Annotated in this window: 12 protein-coding genes and 4 tRNA genes; 3 read left to right on the top strand and 13 right to left on the bottom strand. The window is 45.1% G+C overall.

Annotation, left to right across the window (positions count from 1 at the left end):
- Positions 1–37: 37 nt before the first annotated feature.
- The 5 genes from DSZ37_RS14345 to epsC all read right to left on the bottom strand — a co-directional run bounded on the left by DSZ37_RS14345 (position 38) and on the right by epsC (position 1,459).
- Positions 38–111: transfer RNA gene (locus DSZ37_RS14345), tRNA-Cys, on the bottom strand.
- A 5-nt stretch (positions 112–116) separates the two neighbouring features.
- A tRNA-Gly gene (locus DSZ37_RS14340) sits at positions 117–192 on the bottom strand.
- A gap of 4 nt (positions 193–196) precedes the next feature.
- Positions 197–273, bottom strand: a tRNA-Asp gene (locus DSZ37_RS14335).
- Between the two features lie 7 nt (positions 274–280).
- A tRNA-Val gene (locus DSZ37_RS14330) sits at positions 281–356 on the bottom strand.
- Positions 357–499: 143 nt separating this feature from the next.
- Entirely contained in the window at positions 500–1,459 is a 960-nt protein-coding gene (gene epsC / locus DSZ37_RS14325) for a serine O-acetyltransferase EpsC (RefSeq protein ID WP_109727572.1), read from the bottom strand.
- Positions 1,460–1,652: 193 nt separating this feature from the next.
- Between epsC and DSZ37_RS14320 the strand changes: the two genes are divergently transcribed.
- From DSZ37_RS14320 to DSZ37_RS14310, 3 genes are all read left to right on the top strand, one after another.
- Positions 1,653–2,489 carry a tRNA lysidine(34) synthetase gene (locus tag DSZ37_RS14320; RefSeq protein ID WP_109727571.1) on the top strand — a complete coding sequence of 279 codons (837 nt, stop codon included), beginning with the start codon at positions 1,653–1,655 and terminating at the stop codon, positions 2,487–2,489.
- Between the two features lie 188 nt (positions 2,490–2,677).
- Positions 2,678–3,616 (top strand): DMT family transporter, encoded by a 939-nt coding sequence (locus DSZ37_RS14315; protein WP_109727570.1) that lies wholly within the window; start codon positions 2,678–2,680, stop codon positions 3,614–3,616.
- On the top strand, positions 3,582–5,381 hold the full coding sequence (locus DSZ37_RS14310; RefSeq protein WP_109727569.1) for a Na+/H+ antiporter NhaC family protein: 1,800 nt from the start codon (positions 3,582–3,584) through the stop codon (positions 5,379–5,381). The genes DSZ37_RS14315 and DSZ37_RS14310 overlap by 35 nt, the downstream gene beginning before the upstream one ends.
- 32 nt (positions 5,382–5,413) lie before the next feature.
- Here the strand turns inward: DSZ37_RS14310 and DSZ37_RS14305 are convergent, their stop codons facing one another.
- The 8 genes from DSZ37_RS14305 to DSZ37_RS14270 all read right to left on the bottom strand — a co-directional run bounded on the left by DSZ37_RS14305 (position 5,414) and on the right by DSZ37_RS14270 (position 15,536).
- Entirely contained in the window at positions 5,414–7,510 is a 2,097-nt protein-coding gene (locus DSZ37_RS14305; RefSeq protein ID WP_109727568.1) for a glutamine synthetase III, read from the bottom strand.
- A 260-nt stretch (positions 7,511–7,770) separates the two neighbouring features.
- Positions 7,771–9,708 (bottom strand): polysaccharide biosynthesis protein, encoded by a 1,938-nt coding sequence (locus DSZ37_RS14300; protein ID WP_242978640.1) that lies wholly within the window; start codon positions 9,706–9,708, stop codon positions 7,771–7,773.
- Between the two features lie 380 nt (positions 9,709–10,088).
- Positions 10,089–10,715 carry a hypothetical protein gene (locus tag DSZ37_RS14295; protein ID WP_109727567.1) on the bottom strand — a complete coding sequence of 209 codons (627 nt, stop codon included), beginning with the start codon at positions 10,713–10,715 and terminating at the stop codon, positions 10,089–10,091.
- Positions 10,712–11,386, bottom strand: coding sequence for a CDP-alcohol phosphatidyltransferase family protein (locus DSZ37_RS14290; RefSeq protein WP_109727566.1), 675 nt, complete (start codon positions 11,384–11,386; stop codon positions 10,712–10,714). Before DSZ37_RS14290 ends, DSZ37_RS14295 begins: the two co-directional genes overlap by 4 nt.
- Before the next feature lie 2 nt (positions 11,387–11,388).
- Positions 11,389–12,720 (bottom strand): B12-binding domain-containing radical SAM protein, encoded by a 1,332-nt coding sequence (locus DSZ37_RS14285; protein ID WP_109727565.1) that lies wholly within the window; start codon positions 12,718–12,720, stop codon positions 11,389–11,391.
- Positions 12,717–14,363 (bottom strand): class I adenylate-forming enzyme family protein, encoded by a 1,647-nt coding sequence (locus DSZ37_RS14280; protein ID WP_109727564.1) that lies wholly within the window; start codon positions 14,361–14,363, stop codon positions 12,717–12,719. The genes DSZ37_RS14285 and DSZ37_RS14280 overlap by 4 nt, the downstream gene beginning before the upstream one ends.
- Complete coding sequence (locus DSZ37_RS14275; RefSeq protein ID WP_109727563.1) at positions 14,360–15,004, bottom strand: lysophospholipid acyltransferase family protein; 645 nt, start codon at positions 15,002–15,004, stop codon at positions 14,360–14,362. The genes DSZ37_RS14280 and DSZ37_RS14275 overlap by 4 nt, the downstream gene beginning before the upstream one ends.
- A gap of 16 nt (positions 15,005–15,020) precedes the next feature.
- Positions 15,021–15,536, bottom strand: a complete 516-nt coding sequence (locus DSZ37_RS14270; protein WP_109727562.1) for a nitroreductase family protein — start codon at positions 15,534–15,536, stop codon at positions 15,021–15,023.
- Positions 15,537–15,572 lie beyond the last annotated feature (36 nt).

Below are 15,572 nucleotides of genomic sequence, written 5' to 3'. Positions count from 1 at the left end.
GTAAACTAAAAAAAGCACCTGCAATCGCAAGTGCTTCTGGAGGCGCCACCCAGATTTGAACTGGGGATCAGGGTGTTGCAGACCCACGCCTTACCACTTGGCTATAGCGCCGTCTTTGGAGCGGATTACGAGGCTCGAACTCGCTACCTCCACCTTGGCAAGGTGGCGCTCTACCAGATGAGCTAAATCCGCATAATGGCGACCCCGAACAGACTCGAACTGTCGACCTCCTGCGTGACAGGCAGGCGTTCTAACCAACTGAACTACGAGGCCAAAGAATTGGTGGGGACTACAGGGCTCGAACCTGTGACCCTCTGCTTGTAAGGCAGATGCTCTCCCAGCTGAGCTAAACCCCCACTTTTTCTTCCGTTCATCGGTTATCAGTTCCGACGACTTTAATATTATACCACGACATTTTGGATTTGTCAACCCTTTTTTGAAAATTTCTTCAAAAATTTTTTTCGCTGCGATATAAGGCTATATATCGCAGCTTTTCATGTCAGATAATATAGAACCAGCTTTCCTCGGGATCAAGATCAGCTTTTTTCACCTGATCAACAGGAGAATCAAAATTATATCTGAGCTCCTGATTTTTTATGCTTACCTTTGCGCCGGCAGGTACAGATCGCGTTATAAATGCGTTACCGCCTATGACCGCATCTTTGCCGACTACCGTTTCGCCTCCGAGAATAGATGCTCCCGAGTAGATCGTAACATTGTCTTCAATAGTAGGATGGCGCTTTTTGTTTCTGAGCGACTGTCCGCCTCTTGTTGAAAGGGCACCGAGAGTAACCCCCTGATAAACCTTGACATTGTCCCCTATCTCCGTTGTCTCACCAATTACTATACCAGTTCCGTGGTCTATAAAGAAGTATCTGCCTATCGTAGCTCCCGGATGGATATCAATTCCGGTTTTGCTGTGGGCGTGCTCTGTCATAACACGAGGTATAAGAGGCACTCCGAGCAGAAACAGCTCATGGGCAAGACGATTGACCAGTATCGCATAAAGACCGGGATAGGAATAGATTATCTCATCCTTATTATATGCAGCAGGGTCACCGTCATATGCCGCCTGCACATCTGTCTCGATAAGCTCTCTTATCTTAGGCAGCTTATTGAGGAACTCAAAGGTTATACGCTCTGCATTGTCAGTTATCTCCTCATCCCCAAGCATAACATACTTCTCATCGTATCTGAGCACGATGGATATCTGCTTGATAAGCTTGAAGATGACGTCCTCAAGTATCATGGAAATGTTATTTCTGACTGTGTAGACTCTGTAGCTCTTGTTGCGGAAGTATCCGGGAAAGATGATACGTCTCAGAGACTCAATAATGTTTACGATTATTTCATTATCAGGATGGTCGTATGCTTTGACCTCATCTATCGTCCTGCTGCCCTCAAAATCGGCAAGTATATTCTTCGTAAGATCGTTTATATCCTTTTCAAGCTTATGCATTTACCATTCACCTCTTATATGTATATGAAGTCTTATGTCTTTTATTCCTATATAATTATACAGTATTTTTCATATATAGTCAATAGGCATTATATGAATGTTGCTGTCGGTTTTCACGCCGTGCCTTGACAACAGACAGTTTCCGCTGTATTATATTATATATGATGAAAATATGATGAAATGGAGGCCGCCTATGAACAGCAGTATCGACAGCTCATTGACAGGAGAATTCAGCAAAAGTATATGGTCAAAGTTCCGCAAAGGCATCGAAGAATATCGCCTTATCGAAAACGGAGACAAAATAGCTGTCTGTATATCGGGCGGCAAGGACTCAATGCTCATGGCGAAATGCATACAGCGTCTCAAAAAATACGGCAATATCGATTTTGATGCCGAATATATAGTCATGGATCCCGGATATGCTCCCGAGAACCGAGAAAAGATACTTGCTAACGCCGAAACTCTCGGGCTTCCCGTAAAGCTTATGGAGACACGGATATTTGAATCCACCGCAAAGGCTGAGAAGCATCCATGCTTCCTGTGTGCGAGACTTCGCAGGGGCTGGCTCTACAAGACAGCACAGGAGCTGGGCTGTAACAAGATAGCTCTCGGTCATCACTTCGATGACGTTATAGAGACGATCCTTATGGGTATGCTTTACGGCTCGCAGGTACAGACAATGATGCCGAAGCTCCACAGTGAGAACTACAAGGGCATCCAGCTTATCCGTCCGCTTTATCTTGTTCGTGAAAATGATATTATCCGCTGGACCGAATACAATAATCTCAGCTTCATACAGTGCGCCTGCCGTATAACCAGAAGCGAGGGCAGCTCCAAGCGTGCAGAGATAAAGAAGCTGCTTTGTCAGCTCCGCGAGACTAATCCTGCGGTAGATATGAATATTTTCCGAAGCGTGGAAAACGTAAACCTCCAGACCCTTATCTCGTACCATCTCGGCAATGACTATCATCACTTCCTTGATGACTTTGACAAAGGTCTGAGCATCAAGGGCACTAATAATTTTTCATAGAAGGTCATGGCTCACCAAAGGTGAGCCATTTCTATTGTCGAATAGCATAATCCAAACACCGCTTATTTGGCTATTATGTGAAAATATAGCGTAAAATCGCGAAATATGTTGAACCCTCTCCCCGTTTGTGATATAATAGCTTTATATCTTGCTCCGCATTTGTACGGACATCAAATGGTGATACTTAAATGCTGAAAAAACTCCGCGGCAGTATTCTGCTGCTCATAACCGCCATGATCTGGGGCACTGCTTTTGTCGCTCAGAGCGAAGGCATGAATTACGTCGGACCGTTTACATATAACGCTGTTCGCACCCTTATCGGCGGCATAGTTCTGATACCTGTTATTCTCATATTCCGCCGTACTCCCCTGCGCAAGACGTTTGCTGAAAACGGCGGGAGCTCCGCAAAGCAAACGATTGCAGGAGGTATATGCTGTGGCGTACTGCTTTTTATAGCAAGTTCATTCCAACAATCCGGTATCAAACTGACTACCGCAGGCAAAGCGGGTTTCATAACTGCTCTCTATGTGGTCATAGTCCCCTTGATCGGCACATTCTTCGGAAGAAGAACTTCTTTAAAAATATGGATATGTGTGGCAGCAGCTGTTGCAGGCTTCTATATGCTTTGTATAAAGGAAGGTCTGAACATTTCAAAGGGCGACCTCCTTGTACTCGTCTGTGCATTTTTCTATGCTCTCCATATCATGGCCATAGACAAATTCAACGCCCGCAATGCAGATGGAATGGTAATGTCATGTATCCAGTTTTTTACGGCAGGACTGCTGATGACTATATGTATGATTGTTTTCGAGGAACCAACTCTCAGCGGAATTTTCGCCGCAAAGCATACTATACTTTACACAGGCATAATGTCGTGCGGAGCTGCCTACACACTTCAGATCATAGGGCAGAAATACACTCCGCCCTCCACCGCAACGCTAATTATGAGCCTTGAGTCGGTTTTTGCAGCGCTTTCGGGCTGGCTGATACTCTCAGAAAGGCTAAGTATAAAAGAGTTTATTGGCTGCGCACTGGTATTTACAGCAGTTATCCTTGCACAGCTCAATATAAAGACAAAACCAAAACAAACAAATGGAGAAGATGCGTATGAAAAAGAAGTATCTTAGCAAAATCATCTTTGCCCTTATCGTGGTAGCATTCATAATATGCTGCATGATACAGGCACCTATTTCAGAGGCTGTCGGCTCACTTTGGTCGCTGCTTCCGCCAATCGTAGCGATCGGACTGGCACTTATCACCAAAGAGGTCTACTCCTCACTTTTCATCGGTATACTCACAGGCGGCATTCTTTACTCTGTCTCAACATCAGGCGGTTTCCCGGGAATGTTCAAAGCAGTAGTGCAGGACGGTCTTATCGCCAATATTGCCGATTCATACAACGTCGGAATACTTGTTTTCCTTGTAGTTCTGGGAATAATCGTAGTCCTCATGAATAAGGCAGGCGGAAGCCGCGCTTACGGAGAATGGGCTTCCGCTCACATAAAGACCCGAGCAGGTGCAAGTCTGGCTACGTTCCTGCTGGGTGTACTCATATTCGTGGATGACTACTTCAACTGCCTGACAGTCGGCTCTGTAATGCGTCCGGTAACGGACAAGCATAAGATCTCGCGTTCAAAGCTTGCATACCTTATCGACGCCACTGCAGCTCCTGTCTGTATAATAGCTCCCATATCATCATGGGCAGCCGCCGTCAGCGGTACAGTTGACGGAGTAAACGGAATACAGCTCTTTATAAGAACTATCCCATACAATCTCTACGCTATACTCACATTGATAATGGTGGTATTCATAGCGCTAAGCGACACGGACTACGGCCCTATGAAAATTCATGAAAACAACGCCAAGAACGGCGACCTGTTCACCACACGGAGCACGGTCTATGCAGAGGACGCAAAGCCCTCTCACTCAAAGGGAAAGGTTATCGACCTTCTGCTTCCTGTCATTATCCTCATAGTTCTCTGTGTTATAGGTATGATCTACACAGGCGGATTTTTCAGCGGAGCAAGCTTCATCGACTCCTTCGCAGAATGTGACGCTTCATTCGGTCTGTCCGTGGGTTCACTTGGCGCGCTCATAATCATTATACTTTATTATCTCTGCCGAAAAGTCCTCACATTCAACGAATGTATGGATGCTATCCCTGCCGGCTTCAAACAGATGGTACCTGCAATACTTATACTTACATTCGCATGGACTCTCAAAACAATGACAAGTTTCCTCGAAGCAGGTCCTTTTGTATCGGGAATAGTTGAAAGCGCAACAGCCGTAAAGCTTCTGCTTCCTGTGCTCCTTTTCGCCGTAGCTATCGGACTTTCGTTCGCAACAGGTACATCGTGGGGAACCTTCGGCATCCTCATTCCCATCGTAACAAGCGTTTTCAGCAAACAGCTCGCTGACGTCGGCTCATCGGGTGAAATTCCGTCCATGGTAATTATATGTATCTCAGCTTGTCTCGCAGGAGCAGTCTGCGGTGACCACTGCTCGCCTATCTCCGACACAACCATAATGGCGTCAACGGGCGCACAGTGTGACCATGTAAATCACGTCTCAACGCAGCTCCCTTACGCATTTACAGTCGCAGGTGTGTGTGCAATAGGCTACCTTATCGCAGGAATAGTTCAGCACTTCTTTGAGATGTCAAACACATTCCTCAACGTCATCGTTACCGGGGTATCCATTGTAATAATGCTGGGAATACTTCTGGTCATAAAGAAAGCCGGCTCTCAGGAGCCCGAGCCCGTGGCAGTTCCTGCAAAAGCAGCCGCCAAGACTGTTAAAAAGACAGAACCCGTAAAGAACATCACCGCAAAGCCTCACAGCTCCTCAAACAAGAAGAAAACAGGAAATAATAAGAAAAAGAAGAAAAGATAACAAAAGAGCCGCCCTTATGGGCGGCTTTCTTATCATACGTTGTAGATTATCTCGGAATAGCAAGGGATAGGCCACTTTGCAGAAGGCATATTAAGCTCTATCTCGTCAGCAATGCTTCTCATGATATCCATTTCAGCGAGAACTACATCATGGAAGAACTCTGCCTGCTTCTGGATGCCCTCAACAGCATTCGCCTCATTAACTCGCTGGTCAAGCCTCTCAATAGAGTCATAGAAGCGATCAGCAAGGTCATTGAGCTTCTTTGCGATCTTCTCGTCGGTGTTGCAGGTAAAGCCGATTTGCTTCTTTGTTGCAATAGCATCACAAAGCGACTTAACGTGCTCCATAGTTGCGGGGAGGAGCTGCTTTCTCGCCATCTCCACCATAGTACGGGCTTCGATGCGGACTGTCTTGGAGTACTTCTCAAGGTGTATCTCTTTTCTTGCGGTTACTTCGTTGAGGTTGTATATCTCAAACTTACGGAAGATACGAACATTCTTCTCGTCAGTGTAATGAGGCATACAGTCAACTGTTGAAGCATAGTTTGGAAGACCTCTCCTCTCAGCTTCCTTTACCCACTCGGGAGAGTATCCGTCGCCGTTGAAGATTATTCTTCTGTGCTCCTTGATAACGCTCTTGAGAAGCTTTCTGACCTCAGCATCAAAGTTATCCTTGCCCTTGAAAGGCTCAAGTATCTCTGTGAACTGGCTGAGTTCCTCACAAACGATAGTATTGAGAAGTACATTGGGACAAGCGATATTATCGGAAGAACCAACCATTCTGAACTCAAAGCGGTTGCCTGTGAAGGCAAATGGTGAAGTTCTGTTTCTGTCAGTAGAGTCCTTGGGGAATGAAGGAAGTGCGTCAACGCCTATTTTGAAGGCTCTTGCCTCTGTCTTGTATACCGAGTCGTCCTCGATAGCCTGCAATACAGCCTCAAGCTCCTCGCCGAGGAACATAGAAACGATAGCAGGAGGAGCTTCATCAGCACCGAGTCTGTGATCGTTTCCTGCGGAAGCCGCAGAAAGTCTCATAAGATCGGCATACTCATCAACACCCTTGATAAGAGCACAGAGTATTGTCAGGAACTGGAGATTATCCATTGGAGTATCGCCGGGATCAAGTAGATTCTGACCGTCATTTGTAGACATGGACCAGTTATTGTGCTTACCCGAACCGTTTACGCCCTCGAAAGGCTTCTCGTGGAGGAGACATACAAGCCCGTGCTTGAGAGCTACCTTCTCCATGACCTCCATAGCCAGCTCATTCTGATCGGTACCGAGGTTTGAAGTGGTGAATATGGGAGCCATTTCATGCTGTGCAGGAGCAACTTCGTTGTGCTTTGTCTTTGAGTATATGCCAAGCTTCCATAGCTCTTCGTCCAGATCAGCCATGTAAGCTGCTATTCTCGGACGGAGATTTGCGAAGTACTGGTCATCGAGGTCCTGTCCCTTTGGCGGCTTTGCACCGAAAAGAGTTCTGCCCGTAAGGATGATATCCTCACGCTGATCATACATTTTCTTGTCAATAAGGAAGTATTCCTGCTCTGCACCCACTGTAGAAGTAACTCTTGTTACTCTGTCGTTGCCAAAGAGCTTCAGGAAACGAACAGCTGTCTTGCTGAGTGCCTGCATAGAGCGGAGGAGAGGTGTTTTCTTGTCGAGAACTTCTCCCGTATATGATACGAAAACTGTGGGGATATAGAGGCTGCCTTCCTTAACGAAGCAGTAAGAGGTAGGATCCCATGCCGTATATCCTCTTGCAGTGCTGGTCCTTCTGAGACCTCCTGACGGGAAAGAAGATGCGTCAGGCTCGCCCTTAACGAGAGCCTTTCCCGAAAATTCCATGATAGCCATGCCGTTGGGGGCGGGATTGATAAAGCAGTCATGCTTCTCAGCTGTAGAGCCTGTCATTGGCTGGAACCAGTGGGTGTAGTGGGTAGCGCCTCTCTCTATCGCCCATTCCTTGATGGTATTGGCAACAACATCGGCTGTAGCCATATCTGCAAGAGGCTCGTTATTCTGCATAGTCCTCTTGAGGGCTTTATAGACGTTTTTAGGGAGACGGGTCTTCATGACCTCCTCATTGAACACGTTGCAGGCAAATATCTCGGGAATATTAACTGACATATACTTTCCTCCTCAGAGCTTTCTCACTCTATATACAATACTCCATTATATTTAGAAATTATACCACCATTGCATTGATTTGTCAATATCAGCAGGCTTTATGGCGTTCACTTTTTAATGTTAGTACAAAATAAATATACCTCTTACGCAAAAACGGTATATTTTGACAATACAAGGCTTTAAACAGGGCAAAAATACTGCCGTTCCTCTAAAGAACGGCAGTACATCTGTATCCCCTGAAAGGAATGATATCTGAATTGTTATGCGGACTCGACCTCTTTCTCCATTGTCTCCTTCTTCAGCTCCTTGCTGTTGAACTTTTCGGGAGTGGTGAATGTCGGTACCATCTTATGCAGTGCATCAACAGCGATCTTCTCGTTGTTGCGAAGTGCGGCATTACGCAGGAGATCAAGACGGAACGCAAAAGTCTCCTCATCTATCTCTATCTGCTTGCCGATAAAAATAAGCTTGTTGGAGGTCTTCTGGAGTCCCTCCTCATTCATAAGGAGTTCCTCTTTTATCTTCTCACCGGGACGGAGACCCGTAAATCTTATCTCTACATCCTTGTACGGCTCCTTGCCGTACATACGGATGAGGTTTTCAGCAAGAGTGACAATCTTGACAGGCTCACCCATATCAAGAACGAATATCTCTCCGCCCTTTGCAATGGCAGCTGCCTCCATAACGAGATTAACAGCCTCAGGTATTGTCATGAAGTATCTGATTATATCGGGATGTGTAACGGTAACAGGTCTTCCCTGCTCTATCTGCTTTTTGAAAAGCGGGATAACGGAGCCGTTTGAACCAAGAACATTTCCGAATCTTGTCGTTACGAACTCTGTTCTGCCCTCGTGCTGCTGGGCGAGATACTGAACTATCATTTCACAGCAGCGCTTTGAAGCTCCCATGACGTTGGTGGGATTTACCGCCTTGTCCGTGGATATCATGACAAACTTGCCTACATCGTGATACTGTGCAAGTGTTGCAACATTGAATGTTCCGATGATGTTGTTCTTTATAGCTTCCATCGGAGAAACCTCCATAAGAGGAACGTGCTTATGAGCAGCTGCGTGGAATACAACATCAGGCTTATAGGTATCGAATATCTGATTCATGCGGAAATAATCCCTTACGGAAGCGATCAGAGTTACAAGCTTCAGTTCATCGCCGTACTCCATCTTGAGCTCCTGTTCGATCTCGTAAGCATTATTTTCATAAATATCGACTATTATTACCCTCTCAGGATCATATTTAGCTATCTGACGGACAAGCTCTGAACCGATGCTTCCGCCGCCGCCTGTTACCATGCAGACCTTGCCGCTGATAAAGTTTCTGATATCGGCATTGTCAAAAGTAATAGGCTCACGACCGAGAAGGTCTTCCACCCTGATATCGCGGATCTGGTGGATGATAGTCTTGTTCTTTTCGTCAAAAACAAGATTTCCTATAAACGGTACTACCTTTACGGGCACCTTTGTATCGGAGCATATATCGAGTATACGCTTTCTTTCGTCATCAAGACATGACGGGATGGCAAATAATATCTGCTCTATTTTTCTCTCTCTGACAAATCTGTGTATCTCGGCAGTAGTTCCCACTATCTCAACACCGTCGATATCGGTGCCGACCTTATCACGATTATCGTCTATGATACACACAGGATCGAATACGGTCACCTGCTTGTCCCCGGCATAAGGAGAATGCTGAGCATTGTGTATCTCTTTGAGAATAGTTCTGCAAGCCTGTCCGCCTCCGATGACCATGGTACGCTTCCCCTTCATAGCCTTAGGCTTTGTAAGAGTAATAAACGCGCTTTTGAAAAGATATCGGAACAGACAGATGCCTAAGGTCAGTAAAACCAGATGAAAAGCCGAATAAAGCGGATAGAATGTGTTATCGATTATATATACTATTGAAGCAGCGACTACTATACCGACTATGGAACCATAGATACAAGTCAGATAATCCTTTCTGTTGAAATACCTCCACATCCTGCTGTATGCACCGGATATAAACAGACCTCCGATACAGCATATGGAGCTGACAGCCCCCGACACTATCAGCCGGGACTCATCTATTTCTTTACCCCAGAATGAAAGAATGAAATTGGCGATCAATGCTGCAACACATATTATAAAAACATCTGCGACGGCAAGAACGATCTTTCGGCATTTGAAACTGCTGAAAAAGTGCTTCATAACGTATTCCCTCCAATTCGGTCACAGTAAAAGCAGTGACCGTTCATTGTACAAAAGCTGTCATAAATAATAACACTAAATGTTTTGTACAGTAAACCAACCTTTTTATAAATATATAAATCCCCATCTATGCTTATATACATTTATTATACTGTCAGTTTCGGCAAATTGCAATACAAAAAAGGAAATCAATAAAAATCATTGTTAAATTTCGTCGAAATAAACAAAGAAAGCTTAATTAATCAGTTACTCATTAACGCTTTTATGTTTTTCACGTAATTATCACAAGTAAAATATTTGCCATATTCTACATATTGTATACTTACACTTATTATATCTCGCTTCATTATATTTTTATATCACTTTTGTGCTGTACGCTTTTAACCATCACTTATGATACGCGATATCAAATCACATATGAGCCTTCCCATACCCTTGAAAAACCTGCAGACCTCAAAGGGCTCCATATACTCATCATAGTGCGGAGATGTTCGTCGGCGAAGCCTGCCTTCAAAGTAAAAATACTTCTCCAGAAGTTCGTCCATATCCTTGATGCTGTAACGATAATGCTCTCTGTCCATTTTCACACAGCCGCTCAATTCTATCACCCGCGCCGTGAAAGACATACAATTGTTTGCTTTATAGATTCTTATACCGTGAAGTATCGGCATTGTCATCATTGAAAAGAGATTGAATGTCTCCTCACTATCGTTCTCACAGCTGCGTATATATCTAATCACTTTATCGTAATGCTCAGCATCTGGTGTTAGCCTGAAAACCTTGATACCAACGCTGTCATGACGTCCAAAAGCATAGTAATCTCTGTATTCATGGGTAAAACCGGCTTCAAAGGGATAATTATGATACCGTCTGGAATAGCTTACAAAATCAGTAAGGCTCCTGTCTGTACACACAGCTATATGAGTATATCCGTATCCCGTTATCTTTCGCGCTGCTTTTCCGAGCCCTGTATGAGCACGGATAAGTACTATGTATAGTTCATTCATTTTCCATCGGCTTCCTTCAGTCTGTTGAACAGTCTTATCGCCATTCTGATCATCTCGTAATACATCGGAAGCATTCCCACGAACATTACGATATCAAGTGTCTTGACGCCAAAGCTTCCAATAAAAAACCATTCTCTATCGCCGAATACCATTGCCAGTACAGCAGCTGCCGCATAAGCTATGTGCGCTTCGATAGGTCCAAGTCGCGGGAACTGGAATTCGTTGAAGTATATGATGTAGTTCATCATGGTAACATTCATAACTCCGTAAAGCGGTGCACCGAACGCAGCCACCGCCATATTACAGTACGGCGTCAGACCAAACGAAAGGATGAGGAATGTTGAGAAAAGAACATCGGTTATAAGGTCAAAATACGCTCCTGCTCTTGAGGACATACCTCGGCTGCGTGCAACATATCCGTCAAGATCATCTGCCACAAGGTGGATCGCCAGACCCAAAAGTGTGCCGATAAAGAAAAGAGGTGATACATTTGCAAGAAGTGTTGAAACTACGGCAAAAAGTCCGCCAAGGGCACCGATCAGTGTCACATCATTGGGAGTAAGGCTCTTTGGTATGTGTTTTCCGACGTGCTTGTAAAGAAACTGCTGAAAGCCTGTTTCAAGCTTGCTGGGTATCATCTTTTTTACGGGATTAGTATATTTTTCAGACATTATTAGCCTCCGAATTTAAAAAGATTATTTATCATCGACTTTATGTAGAAGCCGTAGTCGAGGAAATCGTAAAGTCCGTCCCTCCAGCCTCTTATGAACAGCCTGACGACCAGAATATGATAATACATATAATAGCGCCTTACACTCATATTCTCGGGCTTTGCAACAACGTGAAGATAGTCCCACTGCGACGGATCATCGGTAATGAGTCTGCCCTTGTATTCCTCAAACTGCTCAGATGACATCTCGGGCGTGAATATTGATATGGCGGCGTGTTTGAGCTTATTGTGCTTTATCCACTTATATACTCTGCGAAAGTCCCCTGCTTTGAAGTCGAGATCAACTATGAACATTCCCATGATGTTTATACCAGCATCATTCAGAATCCCGACCGCTTCCGCATTGGTCCTGACACCGGTCTTCTTGTTGTACTTTTTCAGTCGGCGGCCGTCAGCGGCTTCAAGTCCTGTGAGGATATAATAAAATCCAATATCTTTCAGATCTTTCATTAGATCAGAATTTGCAGCAATAAAGTCAGCACGTCCGTAGCAGACATACTTTTTATGAATGTCCCGCTTCCGAACAAGTTCAATAAACAGCTCCACTCTTTTCCTGTCCACAAGAAAATCATCATCTATAAAGTAAATGCTTTCACAGTCGATCCCCGCTATCTCGTCCACAACAGACTCTATGCTGCGTACCGAATATGTACCGCAGTTCATTTTATTCCTGCAGCAGAAGCTGCACCTGAAGGGGCAGCTGTAAGACGTTCTGACATGAGCGCAGGGCAGAAGCTCAAGATAGCGGTATCTGTCACTGTGCTCATAAAAATAAGTTCTGTCAGGAAGCGGCAGTCTGTTTATGTCAAATGGTTCTGCATTCTTTATCGTCCATCTGCCGTGATCATTTGTACAGACGCTGTCGGAAATCTCTTTTCCTTCGAGTATATCCGCAATGTGAAAAATATCAAAGGAAGTTACAACATGATCTATGTATTCACAGAAGAAACGTCTGAAATTCAGTTGAGCATGAAGTCCGCCTACGATCGTGATGCAGCCTTGCTCCTTGGCAAGCCTGCAATACTCCTTCATAAAATTCTCCTGCCTTGTTCTTCCGCAGACATATACAGCAAACGGCGATATTTCAGCAAGTCTGTCCGCGTATTTATCCTTTTCTACCTGCCCGTCCCAGATAAATGGCTCATATCCCTTTTCAGCCAGCAGAGCATATATATATTCAAGCTCCAGCGGCTCGTTATCGATTATCCCCGCAAAATTATACTTTGTACGCGATATCTCAGGATGAACAAGCAGTACTCTCCTGTTATCCGTCATTTTTTCAGTTCCTCCGCAATAAGCTCATTATACGCTATTTTCCCGACGAGGGTCTTTGGAAAGCTCTCAACAAAGCTGATCTCATAAGGTATGGCATATGAAGCTATGTTTTTTCTGAGAAGCGCCATTATCTCTTTGTTCGTGCGTTCCTCAGATGCACCGCTTCTCAGCATGACAAAAGCCTTTACCCTCTGACCGCGAAGCTCATCGGGTATACCGACCACCGCACACATTGCGACTGCTTTATGAAGACTGATGACGTTTTCTATATTCTGAGGGTAGATATTATATCCGTTTGATACTATCATGCGCTTCAGACGCTGACGGAAGTAGATCAGCCCCTCCTCGGACTTATATCCCAGATCTCCCGTATGAAGCCAGATATTCCCGTCACTGTGCTTCCTCAGCGCAATAGCTGTCTCATCGGGTTCTTTGTAGTAGCCCTTCATGACCGTAGGACCGCGCAGGATGATCTCTCCTGTTTCACCATCCGGAAGCTCCTCTCCGCTTGTGGGATCAATTATCTTATAAAATGTATCCGCATAAGGCATACCGCAGGTAGCAGTATCAACGCAATCCTCGGGAGTAAGGCAGCTTCCTGTTACACATTCGGTAAGACCGTAGCCCTCACGGACTTTGCAATTACATCCGTGACTGCTCAGCATTTTATTGAGTTTCACTCTCGTATTGGCAGCAAGAGAATCACCGCCCGAAATAACACATTTGATAAAGCTGAGGTCCTTGCCTTCAAGGCTGTCGCTTCTTAGAAGTGCTTCGTAGATAGCAGGAACTCCGGCAATAACATTAGGTGTTGTTTTCAGTATGAGCTTGTCAAATTCTTTTATATTGAATTTAGGGAGCATTACTGCTGTACCACCGAATGTAAAGACTGTGTGTATACATACACCCAGTCCGAAGCCGTGAAAGACAGGCATGACTGACAGTACCCTGTCCCCCTTTTCAAGACATCCGCAGGCATCTATGCTCTGGAGAGCAAGGGCGTTGAAGTTAAGATTTGTGAGCATAATGCCCTTGGGCTTGCCAGTTGTGCCGCCACTGTAAAGAATAGCTGCACATTCATCAGCAGAAGTATGCTCATTGAAGTATCTGTCAGCAGGTGAAGCTCCTGCCATAAAAGTTTTCCAGTCCTTAAAGCCGTGTTTTTTCTTTGGAGAAGCCAGACTTTTAAAGCCGTATCCTGCCTTGTAAAGAATACTCATCTCATCGGCAGGCGAAACCGCAACAGCAAGTTGCAGATCTGTCTTTCTGACGATACGTTCAAGCTTATCACTGATAATATCAATGGCAAAAATATACTTGCTTTCCGTAAGCTCAATGTAATCGATGATCTCCTTCTCAGCAGACAGCGGATGTATCATATTTGCAACTGCACCTATCTTGCTGACAGCATAAAAAAGATAAACTGCCTGTGGTATATTGGGAAGACATATTGATATACTGTCACCTTTTTCAACTCCTGCCGCAATAAGGGCACAGGCACACCTGTTGACCTCGCGAAGCACCTCGCGGTAGGATATTGATCTGCCATAATAATCGATAGCACTAAGGCTGCCATATTCCAGAGCACATTTTCTGAAATGATCGTATACCGAACGATCGGGATATTCAAGATGTCTTTTCATGATCTATCTCTCCATTCATCATATGATGTAAAATGCCTGCTGTCACGCTCACTTTGCGGCATTGACTCCCCGAGCAATGCTGCTATTGTATCATAGAGCTCTCTGTTGATCTCATCGGGCTCCCTTCCTCCCGCATGGATCGGGGCACCGAATACGATCCTGATCCCGCGCCTGAACAATCTGTAATCCCCTGTTATCGCATATGGGATAACAGGAGCATCCGTTCTGTGTGACATTACCGCTGCACCGAATTTGAACGGAAGCAGCAGCTCATTGGTATAGTTTCTCTTTGCCTCGGGAGATACATTTATAAGTCCACCTGCTCTAAGCACCTTTATTGCTGCGTCGAGCGCCGCAGGATTATGAGCGCTGTGAAGATCAACGGGTATAGTGCCTGCTCCGCGGAAAAAAGCTCCGAACCTGCCGTCGTGTAAGTCTTTCTTTGCAAGTGTATGAACAACTCTTTTAGTACAAACATCTACAAGTATAGGGTCAAGAGCGTGCTTATGATTGCCTGCTATGACCGCTGCACCGTCACTTGGGATATTCTCCCTGCCGACTATAACAGGACGATACAGTATATGAAAAAGCGGCTTGAACACTGCTCTCAGCAGCTTATATACCACATAATTTCGATCCATTGACTGTACGCCTCACTCACAGATATCTCACAATATCACTGATATCCTTATATTCACTGTGCATTGCCAGCGGAGAAGCGTCCTCAGCAGGATATCCCATGGGTATTATAAGCACCGAGCGCTCATTTTCGGGGAGTCCCAGTTCCTTTTCAAGCCTTGAATTGCTGAAGTAGTTCACCCAGCAGGTGCCTATCCCCAGCTCCCATGCCTGAAGCATTACATGAGAAGCAACTATGCTGACATCCTGTTCACCCGAATGCCTGCCCTTTTCAAGGGGATTTTTCCATTCCTCGTCCTCATTATAAGTAAAAACAAGAACAGTCTTTGCCCCAAAGATACATCTGCTTATCTCATTGAGCCTGCCGATGGCTTCCTCACTCTCTGCAACATATATCCTCTGCGGCTGATAATTGCAGCCGGTCGGAGCGAGCTGTGCTGCTCTCAGGATGATCTGCATATGCTCCTTGCTGACAGGTCTGTCCTTAAACTTCCTGACGGAGTATCTGCTCTCCGAAAGCTCTGTAAAATCCATATAAACTGCCTCCTTTTCATTATGTAGATATTATAC

The organism is Ruminococcus flavefaciens (assembly GCF_900116855.1).
Taxonomy (GTDB): domain Bacteria; phylum Bacillota; class Clostridia; order Oscillospirales; family Ruminococcaceae; genus Ruminococcus; species Ruminococcus flavefaciens_R.
Note: the sequence above shows the minus strand (reverse complement) of the source record. Positions and strands in the feature narration are given on the sequence as shown.

Bases quoted from the DNA above. Each gene is read 5' to 3' on its own strand.
- epsC (WP_109727572.1), bottom strand. From the start codon at position 1,459: ATGCATAAGCTTGAAAAGGATATAAACGATCTTACGAAGAATATACTT.
- DSZ37_RS14320 (WP_109727571.1), top strand. From the start codon at position 1,653: ATGAACAGCAGTATCGACAGCTCATTGACAGGAGAATTCAGCAAAAGT.
- DSZ37_RS14315 (WP_109727570.1), top strand. From the start codon at position 2,678: ATGCTGAAAAAACTCCGCGGCAGTATTCTGCTGCTCATAACCGCCATG.
- DSZ37_RS14310 (WP_109727569.1), top strand. From the start codon at position 3,582: ATGGAGAAGATGCGTATGAAAAAGAAGTATCTTAGCAAAATCATCTTT.
- DSZ37_RS14305 (WP_109727568.1), bottom strand. From the start codon at position 7,510: ATGTCAGTTAATATTCCCGAGATATTTGCCTGCAACGTGTTCAATGAG.
- DSZ37_RS14300 (WP_242978640.1), bottom strand. From the start codon at position 9,708: ATGAAGCACTTTTTCAGCAGTTTCAAATGCCGAAAGATCGTTCTTGCC.
- DSZ37_RS14295 (WP_109727567.1), bottom strand. From the start codon at position 10,715: ATGAATGAACTATACATAGTACTTATCCGTGCTCATACAGGGCTCGGA.
- DSZ37_RS14290 (WP_109727566.1), bottom strand. From the start codon at position 11,386: ATGTCTGAAAAATATACTAATCCCGTAAAAAAGATGATACCCAGCAAG.
- DSZ37_RS14285 (WP_109727565.1), bottom strand. From the start codon at position 12,720: ATGACGGATAACAGGAGAGTACTGCTTGTTCATCCTGAGATATCGCGT.
- DSZ37_RS14280 (WP_109727564.1), bottom strand. From the start codon at position 14,363: ATGAAAAGACATCTTGAATATCCCGATCGTTCGGTATACGATCATTTC.
- DSZ37_RS14275 (WP_109727563.1), bottom strand. From the start codon at position 15,004: ATGGATCGAAATTATGTGGTATATAAGCTGCTGAGAGCAGTGTTCAAG.
- DSZ37_RS14270 (WP_109727562.1), bottom strand. From the start codon at position 15,536: ATGGATTTTACAGAGCTTTCGGAGAGCAGATACTCCGTCAGGAAGTTT.